The organism is Rhodococcus sp. OS5, from assembly GCF_056837585.1.
Window position 1 is genome coordinate 5,856,085 of record NZ_CM166368.1, and the last position, 19,898, is coordinate 5,875,982.

The following is a 19,898-nucleotide window of genomic DNA, read 5'->3' on the forward strand; positions in this document are numbered from 1 at the left end:
AATCCGGCGCGTGCCGCCAACGTTTTCTCGCGAAAGTCACGCCAGACCGAGCCGACCTCTACTTGACCGTCAAGGTGCCGTGCATGCTCGGGTGGTAGGTGCAGTGGAACGTGTACGTTCCAGGCTCGTTCGGCACCGTGATGGTTTCCGTCTCACCCGCTTCGATGTCCTCGTTGAACAACCCCGCGGTATCGGACGTGACCGAGTGCTCGACGGTGTCGTTGTTCTGAATGGTCAGTACCTGTCCGGGCATCACCGACTCCGGCGTCGAGTATTCGAAACCGCTGATCACGATTCCCATCGACGACGCTCCCGGCGTCGACATACCCAGAGGCATGCTCGGCATCGACATACTGGTCGGCATGCTGGTCATCGGCATACTGGTCATCGCCATGCCGTCGTGATCGGCCGAATCGTTGTCCGACGAATCGTTGTTGTCACTGCACGCGGTCAGTGCGAACACCGCCAGGATCAGCGCTGCGAGCACTGCGAGAATCCGCTTCATTGCTTCGCCTCCTGCTCGTTCCCCCGCAGTCTGCTGATTACCCGCCGCCTAGGGGGCCAAACAGCTCCGATGTGGTGCCTGCGGCGCTGATAGTGCACGATTTCTGCACCAGCTCCACTCGCGGACCGACACTGAAGGAAACAGCACAGATGGCCAAGAGCAAAACGTCGAAGGCAGCCCAGCCGAAGGCGTCGAAGGCAGCGCAGCCGAAGGCTCCCAAGACAGCAGAGCCGAAGGTAGCCGAGAAGGCTCCCGCCGTTCTCTGGAAGGACCTGCCGGACGAGCACGACTACCCGGCAGCCCGCGATTACCTCCAGTTGGGCGCGACGCCGGTTCAGGTCCAAGCTCTCGTGTACGCCCTCAAGACGGCGACGCTGGTCTCGAAGAAGGCCAAGGACATCCTGCGGGCTGCTGGGCTCCCTCTGCTTCCGGTCGACAACCCACACGTGGCTGCCGACCTGTTGAAGATCCGTAAGGGGATCGCGCTGTCGCCGATCCTGCTGGTGCAGGGAGACTTCCGCGCCGGAGTACCGGCGCAGATCGCCGACGGCTACCACCGTGTGTGTGCGAGCTACCACGTGGACGAGAACACCGGCATCCCTGCAAAGATCGCTCCCTCGACAGTGACGTCGTAGGTCGTCGATGACCTTCGGCATCCTTGCCCTCGTCGCGCTGGCCGGCATTCTCGGCCCGCTGCTCGGCGCTCGCGTCAGTTGGCATGTCCCCGTGGTGGTCGGCGAACTTGCCGCGGGCGTCGTCTTCGGTGTCACAGGTTTCGGGCTGCTGGACTCTTCCGACCGGACTTTCACCTTCCTGGCCGATATCGGGTTCGCGCTCACGATGATGGTGGCCGGCTCGCACGTCCCGGTTCGCGATCCGGCAGTCCGTGCGGCCATCGGCAAGGGTGCCGTTCGCTCGGTTGTCGTCGGACTTCTGTCGGTTGTTGCCGGCTACGGTGCGGCGACGGCATTCGGCACCGGTCACGCCGCGCTGTACGCGGTCCTGATCGCGTCGTCGTCCGCGGCGTTGATTCTCCCCATCGTCGATTCGCTGGGGCTCGGTGGAACCTCGGTTCTGCAGATGACTGCCCAGGTCGCGATCGCGGACACCGTCTGCATTGTTGCGCTGCCTTTGGTGATCGATCCGGACAATGCCCCTCGTGCCGGTGTCGGCGCACTGGCTGTGGCGGCGTGTGCGGTTGCCTTGTTCTTCGTACTGCGAGCCTTCCACCGGTCCGGCCATTGGCGAAGGCTCCACAAATTCTCGGAGAAACGAAAGTTTGCACTCGAACTCCGGATCAATCTGGTGATCCTCTTTTCTCTGGCAGCGCTGGCGTCGAGCACTCACGTGTCGATCATGCTCGCGGGCTTCGCCTTCGGGCTCGTTCTTGCCGCAATCGGTGAACCCCGCCGCCTCGCCAAACAGCTCTTCGCCATCACCGACGGCTTCTTCGCTCCCCTCTTCTTCGTCTGGTTGGGAGCGGCGATCAATCTGCGCGACCTCGTCACCCATCCGTCCGCCATCTGGCTCGGATTGGTCTTGGGCGGAGCAACTCTCGTGGTTCACGCCGCGATACGCGCCCTCGGTCTCCCGCTCCCTCTCGGCGTGCTGTCCGCCGCACAACTGGGAGTACCGGTTGCCGCAGTTACGGTGGGCACTCAATTGGGGGTGATGGGCGACGGTGAACCCGCAGCCATCCTCCTCGCCGCCATGATCACGATCGGTGCAGCAACGCTGGCGGGTGCTGCCGCGTCGAAAGCTGGTCTCACGAAGCCTGCTTGACCGCGGCCCTCTCCACCGTCAGCAAGCTCTCCTCCGAATGTTCGGCGTGATACGCCGCGCCGCCGCCGCGGACACCGAAGAGTCGCTTGCTCCAGATCAGCCATACGACGGCAGCGATGTTCACCAGCAGCAACCCGGCCCTCAACCACGTGATCTTCTCGGTCAATTCGTAGATTTCGAGGGGCAGGAACAAGCTGGTCGCCACCACCGCGAAGTACTCGCCCCAGCGTTCGACCATCCACAGGCCGACTGCCTCGATCACTTGAAGGCCGGCGTAGACCAACAGCCCGACTGCGATCCAGGTGAGCGTCGTAGCGGACAACGAAAACGCCTGCTCGATGTGATGGACCAGTTTGGAATCGTCGATGTTCCAGCCCAATTGACGGGCAAGTGGCCTGATCAACGGCAATTCGTTCTCGAAGGCGTCCTCGGCGCGACCCTTCGACGATCTCAGTTCGAACACACCGATCGCCAGAAGAACCAAACCCAGAGCGCGGAACATTCTCTCGGTGGCAAGAAGTCGCATGATCAACCGGTCGCGAAGCAGCCTCCCCCGCGGAACCTCGGGGGCGGCGTCCGCCGGTCCCGATGCTCGGGGCGCTCCCGGGACGAAGTTGCCGCAACGTAGGCACCGCCACGCCTGACCCACCGCAGTATCCACATGTAGTCGATCCCGCAGCTCAGGTTCGTCCGGAGCGTAGGTCTCGTGACCGTGCCAACTGCACGAGCGCAATGCGAAGTCCACGGGTGAACTCTATGCCGCATATGCCCGGTAGCGTGGATACCCGCTGACCGTGCACTTCGAACGATGAGGATTCCGATGACAACCACCAAGATCGAAACCCGGCATGGCGTCATGGCAGTCGACGACAGTGCCACCGACGGTTTTCCGGTTGTCTTCATCCACGGGAACTCGGCCAGCCGCTCCATCTTCCGTCATCAGGTCGACGCCGACTGGGCCGGCGACTACCGCATGATCACTCTGGACCTACTCGGCCACGGCGACTCCGAGGACGCGAGCGATCCCGAAGCCGCATACACGCAGAACGGTTACGCCGACGCCATCGTCGATGTTCTGACCGAACTCGGCGTCGAAAGAGCCGTTGTCGTCGGCTGGTCGCTCGGCGGACACATCGCTCTCGAGTTGATCGCGAAATTCCCCGGGCTCACCGGAATCGTCATCACCGGTACGCCGCCGGCAAATCCCGAGACGCTCGGCGACGCCTTCAATGCCGGCGACGGATTGTCCATCGGCGGCACCGAGGTCATCACCGCGCAAGAAGCCGAACTCTACGCACGAATGACCGCCGTTCCCTTCGAGCAGGCTGCCCTCGACGCCGCGATACGCACGGACGGACGCGCTCGCAAGATCATGTTCGACGCATTCGGCGCCGGCCGCGAATCGGATCAGAAGGCTCTGGTTGCAACGGCGTCTGTGCCTCTCGCGGTGATCGACGGCGCCGAGGACCCGTTCGTGAACACGTCGTATGTCGCGTCGTTGACCTTCGCGAATCTCTGGGAGGGCACGTATCACGTGATTCCCGGTGTGGGGCATGCAGCGTTCTGGGAAGCCCCTGAGGTGTACAACCCACTGTTGCAACGATTCCTCGGCAGTTTCGCACAGTAACCTGCTGGACAACCTGCTGGACGCGGCGTCCTATGAGATAGAAGCCACTCGACAATCCGGCCATGTCCGGATCATTCATCGCCGTCCTACAGTTCGGAAAACGACTGGAGGCACTGCGATGACCATTCTCGAGCACGGCACGGAAACGTGCATCGGTGGACCGACCCTTCCCCAGATACGACGCCTCGTCACCGAAGTGCCCGGCCCCAACTCGCGCGCTTTGGCAAAGCGCCGGAGCGCCGCACTACCGGCCGGGCTGACCAGCGGATCCAGCATTTACGTTGCCGCAGCGGGCGGAGGAGTTGTCGTCGACGTCGACGACAACTCGTTCATCGACTTCGGCAGCGGCATCGCCGTGACCACCGTCGGAAACAGTGCGCCGCGCGTGGTCGAACGCACCACGCGCCAGCTCGGTCAGTTCACCCATACGTGTTTCCTCGCAAACCCCTATGAGGGGTACCTCGAGGTCTGCGAAGCGCTCAACCGCCTGACCCCGGGAGATCACGAGAAGCGAACAGCGCTGTTCAACACCGGCAGCGAAGCGCTCGAGAACGCCGTGAAATACGCACGTGCCGCCACCGGTCGCCCGGCAGTTGTCGTCTTCGACCACGCATTCCACGGTCGCACGTTGATGACCATGACGATGACAGCCAAGAACCAGCCGTACAAGGCCACATTCGGCCCGTTCGCACCAGAGGTCTACCGGGTTCCGATGGCATACCCCTACCGTTGGCCGAGCGGCCCCGAAAACGCGGCCGACGAAGCATTCGCCCAGTTCCGTCTTGCGATCGACACTCAGATCGGCGCCGAATCGGTAGCCGCTGTGGTCGTGGAACCGATTCAGGGTGAGGGCGGTTTCATCGTTCCCGCTCCGGGATTCCTGAAGCGAATCTCGGAATTCTGCCGTGAGCGCGGCATTCTCGTCGTCGCGGACGAGGTCCAGACCGGTATCGCACGAACCGGATCCTGGTTCGCCAGCGAGAGTGAGGACTTCGTCCCCGACATCATCACAACCGCAAAAGGTCTCGCCGGCGGAATGCCACTCGCCGCCGTGACCGGCCGTGCCGACGTCATGGACGCCGCGCATCCCGGTGGTATCGGCGGTACGTACAGCGGCAATCCCGTTGCCTGCGAGGCCGCCCTGGCAGTTTTCGAGACGATCGAGATGGAAGGGCTCCTCGACCGCGCCAAGGACATCGGCGACATTCTAACCACAGGTTTGTCCGAAATCGCTTCGGACACAGACATAATCGGCGACATTCGCGGACGCGGCGCCATGATTGCAATCGAACTCGTCCACGACGAGGACAAGGCTCCGAATCGCGAGGCCGTCGCCCAGATCGTCAGCTACGCCCACGCGCACGGTCTCCTTCTGCTCACCGCCGGCACCTATGGAAACGTCGTCCGTTTCCTCCCACCGCTGAGCATCTCCGACGAGTTGCTGACCGAAGGACTCGGTATTCTTCGCGACGCTGTGGCCGCAGTCCGATGAGCGTCGCAGTGCGCAGCTTGATCGGCGGAGCTTGGGTCACGGGCAGCGACGGCACACTGACGGACACCAACCCGGCCCGTCCCGACGAGGTTGTCGCCACCGGAGGCCGCGCCGGTGCCTCCGAAATGGCGACCGGTGTTCGCGTCGCCCGCATCGCCGCGAACGACTGGGCCCGCCTGCCGATGTCCGCACGCGGCGCATACCTCACTCGTGCAGCGGAAATCATAGAATCCAACGCTGAGGCCTGGGGCGAAGAACTCACCCGCGAAGAAGGGAAAACGCTGGCCGAGGGTATCGGAGAGGTGCGCCGCGCAGCGCAGATTCTGCGTTACTACGGCAACGCCGCCGACCGCGAGACCGGAACGGTGTATTCCTCCCCACGTAGCAGCGAGCAGATTCTCGTCACTCGCAAACCTCTCGGCGTGGTAGGCGTCGTCACGCCGTTCAACTTCCCGATCGCGATCCCGGCATGGAAGATTGCGCCTGCCTTGGTGTACGGAAACACCGTCGTCTGGAAACCGGCTGCCGCGGTGCCCCTTCTGGCCTTCCGTCTCGCGCAGGCACTGACCGAAGCGGGCCTACCCGACGGAGTCCTGAACATGATCCTCGCCGACAGCGCGGCCGGTGAAGCGCTGGTCGATCACCCGGACCTCGACGCCGTCACCTTCACCGGTTCCACCGGCGTCGGCCGAAAGATCGCGGGATCTGCTGCGGCGCGCGGAATTCCGGTACAGGCGGAAATGGGTGGAAAGAACGCAGCCGTCGTACTTGCCGACGCAGATCTCGAGCTTGCGGTCGAGCAGGTCATGCTGGGCGCATTTCGGTCAACCGGCCAGAAATGCACGGCCACTTCACGTCTGGTGCTCCATGAATCCATCGCCGAGGAATTCCTGGCCAGGCTGACCGTTGAAGTCAAGCAACTGAGAGTCGGAGATCCACTCGATCCCGACGTCACGACAGGTCCCGTGGTCAGCGCATACGCGCAGCAGTCGATCATCGGGGGGATCAATCGAGCCGTCGACGGCGGCGCCAGGGTTGTGGCCACCGCCGAAGCGCCGCAGTCGGGCTACTACGTCCAACCGACAGTGCTGGAACTACCGTCGAGCACCGAACTGTGGTTCGAGGAACTCTTCGGCCCGGTACTGGCGGTGCAGCGGGCAGCAACAACCGCAGACGCATTCCGCTTGGCGAACGAGGGCGAATTCGGTTTGTCCGCAGCATTGTTCACGCAAGACCTGACCAGTGCACTGGCCGGTATCGACGATCTGGACGTGGGGATCCTGCACGTGAATTCGGAATCGGCGGGCGCTGATCCCCACGTACCTTTCGGCGGCGCGAAGAGGAGTGGATACGGCCCCAAGGAACAAGGCGACGCGGCGCGAGAGTTCTTCACTCACACCACCACCGTCTATCTCAGGGGCGGCCGAGCGTGATCTGAATTCGATTCCGCCTGCAGCAGTTCACGAGCTTTGAGTGCGATCCACAACTCGGACCGGGTGTGGGCGGAATCGAGATCTCTCCCGATCAACTCGGCAGCCTTGTCCATGCGATTACGCAGCGTGTGCCGGTGAACACCCAATTGCGCTGCAGCGGATTCCCATTGACCATTGTGGTGCAGGAACGCTTCGATCGAGTCCACCAGACGGGAACCGTTCTCGGCGTCGTAGCCTTCCAGCACACCGAGACCGCCGGCCGCGATCGACTGCAGAACTTCGCTCGACTGCACACTCAACAAGAGACTGAAAGTCCCGAGTTCCGAGAACGGAACGAGCGTGTGCCCTTCGACCTGCCCCACTTTGGCAGCAGAGACGGCCTCGCGCAGACTGGCTGCTACACCGCTCATCGGCCGGACGCCACCGATTCCACCGTTGATACTCCGGCGTGAATTCTCCCGCACTCTCGCATACACACTGCGCGTGACCTTCTCCGCAACTTCACTTTTCACGACGAACCACACACCGGTTCCGTCATTCAGCGGGGCCAACAGGTACGGCACCGACTCTTCTTCCAGGGCCGCTGAAGTGATGTCGGTGGCCGCAAGCAAAGGTCCGACATCGGTCAAGGCAGTTGCCACCACCGTGGTTTCGGATTCGAATCCGAAGTACCGCAACAGACTTTCGTCGACGTCACCGCCGGCCTGGCGCACCATCGTCGTAACGGCCAACCTCAGCCGCTGTTCGGCATCGACAACCCGCAACGGCTTGGCAAGCTCGATGGTCAACAGCGACACCGTGTGGCCCACCAACAATCGCTCGGACTGATCCAAGGCGGCGTCGGACGCCACGGCCAGCGTGCCGCTCACAGCAAGGCGGTGAATGGCCAGGTGACCGTCGTCGTCCACCACGATCCGGCTGCGCTCCTTACCTGATCGCTCCCTGATACGTTCGGGCAGAGACGAACTCGCACCTTCCGTCAGAGCCAGCACCGCGCCGTCCCGATCGAGAACACAGACTGCTGCGTGAACGGCTCGACCCAGGGCAGTGATCAGAGCCGGCACCCCGTCGAGCAGAGCACGCGCCAACTTCTCCTGCGCGTCGACCACCGCCTGCACCGTTCGTATCTGGTCGGCGGTCAGTTCGTCGATCACGGCCCGCGAAATGGCGATGAACGGCGTCTCCTTGGCGACGGAAAGCACGGCAAAACCCAGTTCGTCGCCGGCCCTGATGATCGCGTCCGGCACCCTCTCGTGCACGGTGCCGGTGTCGAACGCCAGTGCCACCGCACCGGTCTGCGCGATGCGCTCGACGTACTCGTATTGCTTTGTCGCCGAACGCGGTAGATGCAGCCCCGTCGTCATGACAAGCTCTCCACCGGCGAGCCAACGGGTCGGATCCTGCAATTCGATTGCGTGCGCCCAGCTGATCGACAGATCCACGTCGTCGTGACCGGCAACGATCGTGAGGCCGAGCGAGGTGGTGGCCGCCAGGCGCCGGACAGTCATCGGCATTACCGGAACCTCCGAAGACATTGAACAGAAAGGCAGTGGATAAATGGGCAGTGGACAGAACTGACAGTTTCCAGTTCAGATTTGTACATCAAGTCCATGTTCTGGATCACACGATGAGCTTAGCGTCTCTCCGAAAGAACTGATCGCGTCATGCAATAGGAGCTGAGCCCAGATGCCCGACAGCAGCACCGAAACAGCCGAAGCCGCCAGCGTTCATTCGACACTCAAAACAGGCTTGAAGAAGCGTCACCTGACCATGCTTTCCATGGGCGGCGTCATCGGCGCCGGTTTCTTCGTCGGGCTGAGCGGAATCATCAACCAGGCGGGCCCCGGCGCAGTCATCACGTGCGCGATCTGCGGCATCATCGTGTTCCTGGTGATGCGCATGCTCGGCGAAATGGCCGTGGCCAAGCCGTGTACGGGATCGTTCACCGAATACGCCCGCATGGCGTTGGGCGACTGGGCGGGTTTCACCACTGGCTGGCTCTACTGGTATTTCTGGGTGATCGTCGTCGGCATCGAATCCGTCGTCGGAGCAACCTTGCTCTCCCGGTGGATCCATGGTGTCCCGCTCTGGCTCATGTCAGCGGTACTCCTGTTGGTGATGACCGGGGTCAATCTTCTCTCCGTCAGCAACTTCGGCGAGGCTGAATACTGGTTTGCGGGTATCAAGGTCGCCGTCATCATCGGCTTCATCGTGCTCGGCAGTCTGTTCGTCTTCGGCATCTGGCCCGGCAGTGAAGTCGATTTCAGCAATCTGACCGGCCACGGAGGATTTCTGCCGAACGGCTTCACCCCCGTACTGGTGGGCGTTGTCGCCGTGATCTTCTCCATGACCGGAGCCGAGCTTGTCACGATCGCCGCAGCGGAATCCGCCGAACCTGCCGGAGCGATCAGGCGGGCCACGAACACGGTCGTCTTCCGCATTCTCGCCTTCTTCGTTGTCGCCACCTTCCTCCTCGTGACGATGCTGCCGTGGGATTCGTTCGTCGTCGGCGATTCTCCGTTCATCTCCGCACTCGACCTGCTCGGAATTCCCGGCGCCGCCGACATTCTCAATCTCGTGGTTCTGGTCGCGGTGCTGTCCTGCCTCAATTCCGGCCTGTACACGGCGTCGCGGATGCTCTTCGCACTCTCCGTCTACAACGACGCGCCGGCCTGGATGACACGGACCAACAGCCGCGGCGTGCCGGTGAAGGGCGTACTCGCCTGCACCGTGGCCGGGTACTTCTGTATCGCGGCCGGCTACATCTGGCCGGATACGATTTTCTTGTTCCTCGTGAATTCGTCGGGCGCGATCTGCTTGTTCGTTTACATCCTGATCTGTGTATCCGAACTACGCCTCCGACGCCGATGGGAACGCGAAAGCCCCGAGATTCTGAAATTCCGTGTCTGGTTGTATCCCGGCCTGCCGATAGTGGTCACTGGTCTGATTCTCGTGATCCTGGTGGGAATGGGGCTCAACGAACCCACGCGCGCGGAATTCGTCCAAAGCCTGGTCGCGCTGGGGGTCATCCTCGCCGCTTACGGCGTGAGAAAGTCTCGTACGCGAAAAGTCGTATCGTTCGCGACCGGCTCGAACAACGCACACAGCAGTTCGAAGAAGGCTTGAAACAAGCATCGAGTAAGCACTCGACTCGATAATTGAACCTCTTCCCCGAAAAGAGCCGATCCGATGGAAGCGGTCGAACATAGATTTTCTCTTTACCTAAATTCAAGGCAAAATGGACAGCATGCCGAGCCCTGTCATCGCCTCCGAGGGGCACAGTTCTTGGCGAACACTTCACGAATGGTTCAACGAACCACACGACTACGAGTGGATAAAGCACCAGAGGTCCGGCCGGGCAATCATTCCGATCTTCCGAACCTTGCTCGGAATGATGACGATCATCTTCGGACTGTCCGCTTTCTACAAATTGATCGGTCCGGATACGCCGCCGACCACCCCCGGCAAAGCTCTTTCGATTTTCATGATCTGTACGTGTGTGGGAATCGCCGCATGCTGGTTCACACAACCGTTTCCCGGACGCCGGGGGTTGCTTGCATTCGGAATATTCGCAGATCTCGGGATCGCGGCTGCCGTCCTCCTGGTGCCGGATCGCTCGTCCGGGACGTTCGGTTGCATCGTCTTCGCGGTCACCGGAACCTTTGCGACGCTTTTTGTCAGCGCAAAGTGGCTTGTCGCTCATGTCGTTTGGTCGACGACCGTCACGACTACCGTTTTCGTTCTTGCATATCTGGAAGGCGACGTCGATATCACGACGCTTCTGGCCCGCGGCACCGTTCTTTTCGGAGCTGTCACACTCGTTCCCATTTTTGCGCACCTGACTTGGCGCACTCTCTACCGCGATGCCCAGTATTCGGACCGGGATCCCCTCACTGGACTGTTCAACCGTCGGGGACTGGAAGGGGCAGTCGGCGATCTCTTCGAGAGCGCCCGAGACGATTCTTCATCTCTCGCCTTCATCGTCGTCGATATCGACAAATTCAAAACGGTGAATGATCTTCACGGTCATGCCGAAGGCGATCATGTCATCAGGAGAACCGCGAACCGATTGAGCACACATCTCGGCGAACGCGGAGTCATCGCTCGAACCGGCGGGGAAGAATACCTGGCCGTCATCGCCGGCAATCCCGAATCGACAACCCTGTTGATCGAAGGGATAAACGCGGCGCTGTCGGATTGTTCCGACGCGATCCCCACAACGGTGAGCGTCGGAGCGGTGATGATGACCGCCGAATCGAAGGCGTGGAGCGGCGGTGCTTCCGCAATCCTGGCGGCGACAAATGTCGCGGATTCGATGATGTATCAAGCGAAGGCGGCAGGCGGTAATACGATCCGCTCGGCTCAGATCTGATTCACAGCCACGTAAGTGGGTGGACGCTGCGCCCAGTTTCCGTGTCCGTCGCGGCAAGATACACATCGACGCGCTCAGCGGTCAGAGCCTTGCTGATGTGGTAACCCTGGACCAGGTCACACCCGACCCACTGGACGCGGCGGAACTGCTCGATGGTCTCCACGCCCTCGGCCAACGATTTCATACCGAGGGCCGCGGCCAATTCGACAATGGACTTCACCACGGACATCTTCGGATCGTCCGAGTCGGTGACCAGCATGCGATCGATCTTGAGAACGTCGATTGGAAGTCTCTGGAGCGTGGCAAAGGACGAATAGCCGGTGCCGAAATCGTCGAGTGCGACGGTGACCCCGAGCTCACGCAGCTTGTAGAGATCCCGGATCGCGCGATCGTCCACAACACCTGTCTCGGTGATTTCGAGCTGCAACAGTTGCGGAGGCAAGCCCGAATCCGTCAGCGCTTTCTTCACCATCGCACCGAACTCTCGCGACACCAACTGCACTGGTGAAACGTTGACCGAGACGCCAATTCCGGTCGGCCACCCCGCAGCAGCGGCGGTCGCCATCGCCATTGCCTGCGCGCCGAGGGGAATGATCATTCCGGTTTCCTCCGCCACCGAGATGAACTGGCTGGGCCCGATGAGGCCGCGGCTGGGATGGTTCCACCGAAGAAGAGCCTCGAAGGCCACCACTTCACCGGTCTGAGTGTCGACCTGAGGCTGGTAATGGAGATCGAACTGCCCTTCCTCGATCCCTCTGTCCAGCTCGTGCAACGCCGTCGCCCGCGCCGATGCCCTCGCCCGCAGCAGCGGTGAGAACTTGCCCACTCGATTGCGCCCCGTCGACTTCGCCTCGTACAGAGCCAGATCCGCCAGCATCACCAATCCGTCGGCGTCCGTCGAATCCTCGGGCGCGCTCGAGTAACCGATCGTGGCCCGCACTTCGATCCGATTGCCTTCGACGAAGAATGGTTCGTGCAGCACTTCCAGGTACCGATCGAAGATCACACCGGGATCGTCGCGCGAAGACGTACAGACGATCAGCCCGAATTCGTCACCGCCCATCCGCGAACACATGTCCGAACCGATCACGTCGCGAAGGCGTTTCGTGACTTCGAGAAGTAATTGGTCCCCGATCGGATGACCAAGGGTGTCGTTCACCGATTTGAAGTTGTCGAGGTCGAGAATCCCGACGAGAACCTGCTTCTCCGGCGCGCGGGAATCGATCGCTTCCTCGAGTGCCACTCCGAACGCACGACGGTTCGGCAACCCGGTCAACGAGTCGGTGGCCGCAAGGCGAAGGATCTCCTGCTCGTGGACATACCTCTCCGTGATGTCGGAACCGACACCGCGCCAACCCAGAATCACGCCGGATTCGAGGACCCGTGGATTGCCGGAAAGAGACCACCAGCGTCGCCTACCGTCGACATGCACCGGCACGACGGTGTCCCGGAAGGGAGCACTCGATTCGAGTTTGTCGATCATCTGGGCCGCGGCCGCACGCCCCTCCGGACTCGATGCGATCTGGAGTATGGTGAGGAGTTGCCCGAAGGTGAGTTGCTGCAACTCGTCCACCGTCATACCTGCGACCTCGGCGAGACGTGCCGAGGTATGGGAGAACCGGCCGTTGGTGTCGCACTCCCACAGCCAGTCGCGGGAACCGCCCTCGAAACCGTCGAGCAACAACGCCACAGTCTGACGCTCGGATTCCGCCTGAAACTCTGCGAGACAACGTCTCTGGAAAGAGGCCGACAGATAGACCGCCCCTACGGTGAGCGCAAACATGTAGATGCACAACTGAATCGCAAGTATGCGAAAGTGGGGTTCGGCGTGGACGACGAGAACAGTGAAGACGCCGAGGCCGTGAATGTATATCCAGGTCAGGCTCACCGATCTCAGACTCGAGAACGTCACGGTCCCGGCGCCCATGATCCCGGCCATCGTCGCGATCAGAACCAAGTCGCGGAAGACGTCCATGTCGTGAAAGAGCAGAGCGAAAAGTGTGACGTCGAGGGTCGCGACCACGATCACTTCGACGAGCAGACCCACGTAGTCGTAGCGCGGGGTGTGCTTCGACGGCCGCCAGCGAAGGGGAATCCATACTCGGATCGAATTCGCGAGGACGAGAAAGATGAGGGCGCCACCCAACCACCTGAGCGTCTGACGTCCGGGCGGGACGGTGTAGGTCAGAATCACGACCAAACTCGCCATGTACGCAAGATTGGCGAACGGCGCGACGGCTGCAGCTTCGTCTATCTGACGGCGAAACAGGCTGTTGCAGTCGGCCTCCGAAGCAGGATCTTGCCTGCCCAATCGACTCGGACGGCTCATCAGCGAGGCATCCCGACATCTGCGCAGGCGCCATCAGCGGGCGTCGAATCCGCTCGCCTGGCCATCCGAACCTCCCCTGGCTCCCCACCGAACCCTTATCCGGTGAAACGTCAGTGTTTCAGACTCGCTGCTTGTTTCCTTCACAACGGTAGCCATCTGACGAATCGATTGTGCGCAGATCACTATATCCAGAGGTCGTTCCGTCGATCGTCCAGGTCGATCCGCGATTGCTGATTCTTAGCTCGAACCACGTTTGTCGCCGACCGCGACGTGGGGGATTCGAGCGGTCGGGAACAACGCGGCGATTGCGAGCAGCGCTGCCACGGCAAAAGCGACACGCAACGCGTCCAGCCTGGCTTCTTCGTTCACGTCCACGATCGCATCCGCCGTGGACTCGGCGACGCCGGCGTCATCGAGAGCGGATCGGAGTTGCGTCGTCGACAGGAACGGCACGCCCGAGGCCATGTCGGTGCTCGCTTGCTGCTGCACCGATGTCGGAACCGCCGGATTGTCTTCGATTCCGGCGATCGCCGACGTCGTGAGAGTGGCAATGAGAACCGATCCGATCAGGGCAGTTCCCAAGGAAGCGCCGAGGTTGGTGGCGGTGTTCTGCAACCCGCCGACCTCGGTGCTGCGCTCGTCCGGGACCGAGGACACCGTGACGGCTCCGAGCTGCGAAGACAGGCACCCCAAGCCGAAACCCATGAACAGCATGGGAATCATCACGATCGCCGCATTGGCGCCGGGGTCCATGCCTGCAACGAGCATCAGAATGCCGACGACCATGACCAACAATCCGACTCGGACCACGCGTCGCGGGTTCGCGGTAGGCCGTAGCTTCGGAATACCGATCGCCGCCACGACGAGCGCCGCCGACAACGGCAGGATGCGAACTCCCGTCTCCAGGGCACTGAGCTCCAGAACTACGGACAAGAACAACGGGACCGCGAAGAACACGCCCGCCTGGACCAGAAACTGCGCGAAGAACATGGAAAGTCCGCCACTGAGCTCGCGGTTTCGCAGCATCGCCGGATCAAGCAACGGCTCCTTCCCCGCAGCGGCCAGGCGTCCCTCCCATCGCAGGAATCCGTACACGACCAGGAGCCCGGCGATCAGCAGCCACACCACCGGGGAAAGCCCGACCAACTGCGGTCCGTCGGGTTTGGCCTGCACCCAACCCCACTCGCTCGAGCGCAGTACACCGAAGACGATCATGCCCAGTCCCACCACGGACAAGATCGATCCGACGTAGTCGAGGCGCGACTTCGACGGTGGGACGTCGACCACCTTGCTGAGCACCAGCAAGATCAGGACAACGATCACGACTTCGCCGACGAACACGTAACGCCATGACGCAAATGTCGTCGCGGCGCCGCCGATCAGCGGCCCGACCGCCACGGCCATCGCGCCGGCGGCAGCGACCAGACCGTAGGCAGCCGGGCGCTTCTGAGCCGGAAAGTTGGTGGCGACGAGCGCGACGATCGCGGGCATGATGAGTGCCGCACCGACGCCTTCGAGGAACGACCATCCGATCAGCAGGACCGCAAGATTGGGAGCGAGCGCCGTTGTCAGAGAACCTGCGCCGTAGATGATCAAGCCGAGCGCGAAGGCCCGGCGACGACCCATCATCGACCCCAGCTTGCTGCCCGTGATCATCAGCGTCGCCATGACCAGGGTGTACAGCGTGATCGCGGTTTGAATACCGGTGATGCTCGTGCCGACGTCCTCGGCGACGGTTGCCATCGAAACGTTCATGACCGAACTGTCCAAGGTCATCAGGAATTGGCTGGATGCCAACACCGTGAGAACCAGTCCTGAACCCGCTTGCGTCGTCGAACCAGCAACCTGTCCGTCACCCATCGTGCGGGTGTACCCGGTGTTCAGGTCCTCGAAGCAGACCGGTCAGTGCTGTTCGAGGCTGAGCTGATCCGCCCAAGCCGACACGTCCCCGCGTTCCAGAGCCACCGCCAGCAGTTCCGGAAACTTGTCCGGCGTGCACGCAAACGCGGGAATCCCGAGGGCACTCAGCGACGCTGCATTGTCGTGATCGAACGACGGTGCCCCGTCGTCCGAGAGTGCCAGTAGAACCACGACTTGAACGCCGGAGTTCTTCATGGCGGCCATGCGGCGCAACATCTCGTTGCGAATACCGCCCTCGTAGAGGTCCGAGATCAGAACGAACATCGACTCGGCAGGACGCGAGATCAGTGACTGGCTGTACGCGATTGCGCGGTTGATGTCCGTGCCCCCACCAAGTTGGGTCCCGAAAAGGACGTCGACTGGGTCGGACAGTTTGTCCGTCAGGTCGACGACGGCAGTGTCGAAAACCACGAGCGAAGTCTTCAGCGCCTGCATCGACGCCAACACCGCGCCGAACACGGATGCGTAGACGACGCTGGACGCCATCGAACCCGATTGGTCGATCGCCAGGACTACGTCGCGCTGCACGGATTTCGACTTGCGGCCGTATCCGACGAGCCGCTCGGGGACGACGGTTCGATACTCCGGAAGGTAGTGCGACAGATTTGCTCGGATGGTTCGGTCCCAGTCGATGTCACGCAACTTCGGATTCGACGTTCTGGCCGAACGATTGAGAGCCCCGGTCACCGCGGCCTTCGTTTTTTGCGCGATTCGCTCTTCGACTTCCCGAACCACCTTGCCGACGACCATTCGAGCAGTTGCCTTGCTGGCCTCCGGCATGACCTGGTTGAGGCTCAGCAGCGTCCCGACCAAATGCACATCGGGCTCGACGGCATCGAGCAGTTCCGGTTCGAGCAGCAACTGCGCCAAACCCAGTCGGTCGATCGCGTCCTTCTGCATCACCTGCACCACCGTGCTGGGAAAGTACGTCCGGATATCGCCGAGCCATCTGGCGACGGACGGAGCCGACGCCCCCAATCCGGCTGAGCGGCGTCGCCCCTTGGTCGGGCCGGACGAATCGTAGAGTGCGGCAAGAGCTGCATCCATTCGACGCTCGCCCGGTTGGCCCAGCCCACCCGTCGATTCTTCGGCGGATTCCCCGAGCATCAGTCTCCAGCGTCGAAGGCGCTGATCGTCGTCGCTCATGCGCCCACCCCCAAGATGTCCGCAACGACCGCCATTGCCGCTCTGCCGCGTCGAGCATCGGTCTCCACTGTCGTTTCGACGCGTCGGCCGCCTCTGACCGCCTGACCGATCGCTCGACGCTCCCCCGCCTCGAACGCTCCGAACGTACGTCGAAGCAGTGGAAGCGTGTCGATGAAGTCCTGCTCACGAAGTTGGCGAACCCACGTGTCGATCAGCGTGAGCAACGCTCGATCGTGAACGAGCACAAGCCCTCCTCCACCGAGAAACCCGTCGACCCACCCGGCTTTGGCGGTCGGCGTGCTTCCCACGGACAGGGCCCGAGACAAGCGCTGGGCTGCAGCGGTTTCCGTGATCGAACCGCTGTCGCGCAGTAGCCGCACCATCCGGCCGACGAGTAATCCGTTGACGTCGTCACGGTCGATCACGCCGGCCATGGCCTGCAGCCACCGTGCGCTCGCATCGCGATCGTCACGAACCATGACTGCCGAGTGAACCTTGTCGAGGTGTTCGCGAAACTCCTCGGCACTGGGATCGTCCAGGCCCGTGACGGCGACTGCGAGGCCGGTGCAAATGCGGATCAACAGGCTGTCGGCGACGTCGACCAAGGCAGACACGTCGGTTCCGCGCACATCGCCGTACCGCAGCGTTCGCGTCAGCGTGGGCAGCGCCGCCATCAGGTGCGACACGTCATGATCTAGTGCCGCAACCGTTTTCACACTTTCCAGCACAGCGGACAACGCTGCCGGCAGGTTCGCCAGGAGCGAGTTCTCCAGTAGTCCGATCAGTGACGCGAGGGAGATGTCCGGCTCGTTGATCTTCGAGACGACACGTGATGTTGCCGCTGCAGCCACCGTCGTGCCCCACAGCGACGCCTCGATCACCGAGACCGAGAATTCGGGCTTCCATTGCAGCGCCCAAGTCTCCCGGAACGTTCCGGTGGAACGGACCTCACTGTCGGCCGGGGTTCCCCAATCGATCTCGAGGATCCCCAGTCGGTGCAGGAACTGGGAACGCTCGACGTCGATATCGCGTCGCAGGTCCAGATCGAGAGTCTTTGCTCCCGCTTGTTGTCTGAGCCGCAAGGTCTTCGAGCGTGCGCGCAGGTCTGCTTCGAGTGGGACTGTCGGAGTTTCCTCGGGCACCGCGCCCAGCGCTTCGCCCACAACCAATCTTCGCGTGATCAGATCCAGAAGAACGTCGTTCCCGTCGCACATCACCGACCTCGTTGCCTCGGTGACCTCCGACAATCCCGCCAAGGGTCGAGAACGCAGTGCCGCCAACGTATCTGCCAAACGGACAGCTTCGATGACGTGAGCACTCGAGATCGGAAGGTCCTCGTCCCTGAGCACCCGCGCAACTTTGGTGAGCCACCGCGTGATCGTCTTGTCGTTCGCGGTGAACAGGTGGTGATACCAACCCGGCGAGGTGATTCCGGCGCCGTAACCCGATGCCGACGCCAGGCGTGAATGTGTCCAGGGAACCCAGGTCAGCGAGGTCTTGACCTTGGACATTCCTTTGAGGATGCGAGCATCGGGTGCCGCCGGCCCCAAGGCTCCGACCAACGCCGGCGCGTGCCAGGCTCCGCAGACGACCGCTACCCGCTCAGCGCCATCTTTCAACGTCTTTCGCAGCACCTGACGCATGTACGCTTCGCGATGCGCTGTCTCCTCGTCGATCGGCACTGTCTCACGCAGCGCCTCCATCGCCTCGGTGATCGCATCGAAAGAATCTGCGCCCGAGCTCGATTCGATCACCGAATCCCACCAGCGCTCGGTGTCGTCGAAACCCGCGGCCGCGGCCAGTTCCGACAGAGGATCGCCCTCGCGGACAGTACGAATCCCCTGATCCGCCAACACGTTGAAGGCGGGCAGATCGCAGAACCGTGCCTGCACACCGTTCTTCGCAGCCCACTGCAGCGCTTGCCATTCGGGTGAGAACACCGCAAACGGCCAGAAGGCCGCCTTCGACGGCTCGCCAGTGGCGTACGCGAGCAACGCAATCGGCGGTTTCATCGATTCCGACGCCGCCAGCATCACCAACGGGTCTGCGTCCGAAGGCCCTTCGATCAGGACGACGTCAGGCGAGAACTCTTCCAGACCCTGCCGAACCGAACGAGCAGATCCCGGGCCGTGGTGACGGATACCGAAGACCCGGACACGCAGGTCCGGAATCACGATGGTCACCCGGTGACCTCGCGGCACGCCCGGTAGAAGTCGGACCACTCGCCGCGTTCACGCACTACTGCCTCGAGGTACTCGTTCCACACCACCTTGTCTGCGACCGGATCCTTGATCACCGAGCCCAGGATTCCGGCAGCGACGTCGGATGCCCGCAGTACGCCGTCCCCGAAATGCGCAGACAACGCCAAACCGTTGGTGACCACCGAGATCGCCTCCGCCGTCGACAGAGTTCCGGACGGGGACTTCAACTTGGTGCGGCCGTCGGTGGTCGTGCCTGATCGCAGTTCCCGGAACACGGTGACGACCCGGCGAATTTCCTCGGCTGCTGCGGGGGTTGTCGGCAATTCCAGTGCTGCGCCCAGCTGTTCGACTCGACGTGCCACGATGGCCACCTCGTCTTCCTCGCTGGCCGGCAAAGGGAGGACTACGGTATTGAACCGTCGACGCAGTGCGGACGACAGGTCGTTGACACCGCGATCGCGATCGTTGGCGGTAGCGATCAGGTTGAAGCCCTTGGCTGCCTGCACCTCGATGCCCAGCTCCGGCACCGGCAACGTCTTCTCGGAGAGAATGGTGATGAGGGCGTCCTGCACGTCGGCCGGAATACGCGTCAACTCTTCGACGCGGGCGATCTTCCCGGTTTCCATCGCCGTCATCACGGGAGAAGGCACCAGTGCACCGGCGGTCGGCCCCTCGGAGAGAAGACGTGCGTAGTTCCAGCCGTAGCGGATAGCTTCCTCGGGCGTACCCGACGTGCCTTGAACCAGGAGCGTCGACGCACCCGAGATTGCGGCCGAAAGGTGTTCGGAGACCCAGGTCTTGGCCGTACCGGGAACCCCCAACAGCAGTAGCGCCCGGTCGGTGGCAAGAGTTGCGACGGCCACTTCCATCAACCGCCGTGGACCGACGTACTTCGGCGAAATGACGGTTCCGTCGTCGAGAGTGCCACCCAACAGATACGTCACGACGGCCCAGGGCGACAAGTTCCACGACGGTGGACGCGGACGAGCATCCTGCGCGGCCAGTGCTTCGAGTTCGAGCGCGTACTCCTGCTCTGCGTGGGGCCGCATCAGCTTTGCCGGTTGCGCGAGCTTTGCCGGTTGCGCGAGCTT

15 protein-coding genes are annotated in these 19,898 nt (G+C 62.3%); 7 read left to right on the forward strand and 8 right to left on the reverse strand.

Annotation, left to right across the window (positions count from 1 at the left end; all coding sequences use genetic code 11):
* Window positions 1–58 precede the first annotated feature (58 nt).
* Window positions 59–505, reverse strand: a complete 447-nt coding sequence (locus tag ACVZUB_RS27485) for a cupredoxin domain-containing protein (protein WP_003943263.1) — start codon at window positions 503–505, stop codon at window positions 59–61.
* A gap of 272 nt (window positions 506–777) precedes the next feature.
* Between ACVZUB_RS27485 and ACVZUB_RS27490 the strand changes: the two genes are divergently transcribed.
* Together ACVZUB_RS27490 and ACVZUB_RS27495 are read left to right on the forward strand one after the other, a co-directional pair.
* Window positions 778–1,140: a hypothetical protein gene (locus ACVZUB_RS27490; RefSeq protein WP_029537164.1), complete on the forward strand. Its 363-nt coding sequence runs from the start codon at window positions 778–780 to the stop codon at window positions 1,138–1,140.
* Between the two features lie 7 nt (window positions 1,141–1,147).
* Window positions 1,148–2,287, forward strand: a complete 1,140-nt coding sequence (locus ACVZUB_RS27495) for a cation:proton antiporter (RefSeq protein ID WP_054187526.1) — start codon at window positions 1,148–1,150, stop codon at window positions 2,285–2,287.
* Here the strand turns inward: ACVZUB_RS27495 and ACVZUB_RS27500 are convergent.
* Window positions 2,271–3,032, reverse strand: a complete 762-nt coding sequence (locus ACVZUB_RS27500; protein WP_003943067.1) for a DUF2127 domain-containing protein — start codon at window positions 3,030–3,032, stop codon at window positions 2,271–2,273. The genes ACVZUB_RS27495 and ACVZUB_RS27500 overlap by 17 nt on opposite strands.
* A 75-nt stretch (window positions 3,033–3,107) precedes the next feature.
* Here ACVZUB_RS27500 and ACVZUB_RS27505 point away from each other — a divergent pair, with 75 nt between their 5' ends.
* The 3 genes from ACVZUB_RS27505 (at window position 3,108) to ACVZUB_RS27515 (ending at window position 6,839) form a co-directional block, all read left to right on the forward strand.
* Window positions 3,108–3,914 (forward strand): alpha/beta fold hydrolase, encoded by an 807-nt coding sequence (locus ACVZUB_RS27505; protein WP_003942939.1) that lies wholly within the window; start codon window positions 3,108–3,110, stop codon window positions 3,912–3,914.
* A gap of 118 nt (window positions 3,915–4,032) precedes the next feature.
* Entirely contained in the window at window positions 4,033–5,406 is a 1,374-nt protein-coding gene (gene gabT, locus ACVZUB_RS27510) for a 4-aminobutyrate--2-oxoglutarate transaminase (protein ID WP_076948621.1), read from the forward strand.
* Window positions 5,403–6,839 carry an aldehyde dehydrogenase family protein gene (locus tag ACVZUB_RS27515; RefSeq protein WP_482627937.1) on the forward strand — a complete coding sequence of 479 codons (1,437 nt, stop codon included), beginning with the start codon at window positions 5,403–5,405 and terminating at the stop codon, window positions 6,837–6,839. Before gabT ends, ACVZUB_RS27515 begins: the two co-directional genes overlap by 4 nt.
* Here the strand turns inward: ACVZUB_RS27515 and ACVZUB_RS27520 are convergent.
* The gene (locus ACVZUB_RS27520; RefSeq protein WP_482627938.1) at window positions 6,815–8,347 is read right to left on the reverse strand and encodes a PucR family transcriptional regulator; all 1,533 of its coding nucleotides are present in this window, start codon (window positions 8,345–8,347) and stop codon (window positions 6,815–6,817) included. The two genes, ACVZUB_RS27515 and ACVZUB_RS27520, sit on opposite strands and share 25 nt — an antisense overlap.
* A 178-nt stretch (window positions 8,348–8,525) precedes the next feature.
* On the opposite strand from ACVZUB_RS27520, the gene ACVZUB_RS27525 reads away from it, so the two are divergent.
* Window positions 8,526–9,965, forward strand: a complete 1,440-nt coding sequence (locus ACVZUB_RS27525) for an amino acid permease (protein WP_054187531.1) — start codon at window positions 8,526–8,528, stop codon at window positions 9,963–9,965.
* Window positions 9,966–10,086: 121 nt separating this feature from the next.
* Window positions 10,087–11,211, forward strand: coding sequence for a GGDEF domain-containing protein (locus tag ACVZUB_RS27530; protein WP_064113656.1), 1,125 nt, complete (start codon window positions 10,087–10,089; stop codon window positions 11,209–11,211).
* A 1-nt stretch (window position 11,212) separates the two neighbouring features.
* Here ACVZUB_RS27530 and ACVZUB_RS27535 read toward each other — a convergent pair whose 3' ends face one another.
* The 5 genes from ACVZUB_RS27535 to ACVZUB_RS27555 form a co-directional block, all read right to left on the reverse strand.
* Window positions 11,213–13,540: a putative bifunctional diguanylate cyclase/phosphodiesterase gene (locus tag ACVZUB_RS27535; RefSeq protein ID WP_482627939.1), complete on the reverse strand. Its 2,328-nt coding sequence runs from the start codon at window positions 13,538–13,540 to the stop codon at window positions 11,213–11,215.
* A gap of 237 nt (window positions 13,541–13,777) precedes the next feature.
* Window positions 13,778–15,400, reverse strand: coding sequence for an MFS transporter (locus ACVZUB_RS27540; protein ID WP_482627940.1), 1,623 nt, complete (start codon window positions 15,398–15,400; stop codon window positions 13,778–13,780).
* 42 nt (window positions 15,401–15,442) lie between these two features.
* Entirely contained in the window at window positions 15,443–16,606 is a 1,164-nt protein-coding gene (locus tag ACVZUB_RS27545; RefSeq protein WP_047269390.1) for a VWA domain-containing protein, read from the reverse strand.
* The gene (locus ACVZUB_RS27550; RefSeq protein WP_404650118.1) at window positions 16,603–18,789 is read right to left on the reverse strand and encodes a DUF5682 family protein; all 2,187 of its coding nucleotides are present in this window, start codon (window positions 18,787–18,789) and stop codon (window positions 16,603–16,605) included. Before ACVZUB_RS27550 ends, ACVZUB_RS27545 begins: the two co-directional genes overlap by 4 nt.
* Window positions 18,786–19,856 carry an ATP-binding protein gene (locus tag ACVZUB_RS27555; RefSeq protein ID WP_050656937.1) on the reverse strand — a complete coding sequence of 357 codons (1,071 nt, stop codon included), beginning with the start codon at window positions 19,854–19,856 and terminating at the stop codon, window positions 18,786–18,788. Before ACVZUB_RS27555 ends, ACVZUB_RS27550 begins: the two co-directional genes overlap by 4 nt.
* Window positions 19,857–19,898: the final 42 nt, after the last annotated feature.

Bases quoted from the DNA above. Each gene is read 5' to 3' on its own strand.
- ACVZUB_RS27485 (WP_003943263.1), bottom strand. From the start codon at position 505: ATGAAGCGGATTCTCGCAGTGCTCGCAGCGCTGATCCTGGCGGTGTTC.
- ACVZUB_RS27495 (WP_054187526.1), top strand. From the start codon at position 1,148: ATGACCTTCGGCATCCTTGCCCTCGTCGCGCTGGCCGGCATTCTCGGC.
- ACVZUB_RS27505 (WP_003942939.1), top strand. From the start codon at position 3,108: ATGACAACCACCAAGATCGAAACCCGGCATGGCGTCATGGCAGTCGAC.
- gabT (WP_076948621.1), top strand. From the start codon at position 4,033: ATGACCATTCTCGAGCACGGCACGGAAACGTGCATCGGTGGACCGACC.
- ACVZUB_RS27515 (WP_482627937.1), top strand. From the start codon at position 5,403: ATGAGCGTCGCAGTGCGCAGCTTGATCGGCGGAGCTTGGGTCACGGGC.
- ACVZUB_RS27520 (WP_482627938.1), bottom strand. From the start codon at position 8,347: ATGACTGTCCGGCGCCTGGCGGCCACCACCTCGCTCGGCCTCACGATC.
- ACVZUB_RS27525 (WP_054187531.1), top strand. From the start codon at position 8,526: ATGCCCGACAGCAGCACCGAAACAGCCGAAGCCGCCAGCGTTCATTCG.
- ACVZUB_RS27530 (WP_064113656.1), top strand. From the start codon at position 10,087: ATGCCGAGCCCTGTCATCGCCTCCGAGGGGCACAGTTCTTGGCGAACA.
- ACVZUB_RS27535 (WP_482627939.1), bottom strand. From the start codon at position 13,540: ATGAGCCGTCCGAGTCGATTGGGCAGGCAAGATCCTGCTTCGGAGGCC.
- ACVZUB_RS27540 (WP_482627940.1), bottom strand. From the start codon at position 15,400: ATGGGTGACGGACAGGTTGCTGGTTCGACGACGCAAGCGGGTTCAGGA.
- ACVZUB_RS27545 (WP_047269390.1), bottom strand. From the start codon at position 16,606: ATGAGCGACGACGATCAGCGCCTTCGACGCTGGAGACTGATGCTCGGG.
- ACVZUB_RS27555 (WP_050656937.1), bottom strand. From the start codon at position 19,856: ATGCGGCCCCACGCAGAGCAGGAGTACGCGCTCGAACTCGAAGCACTG.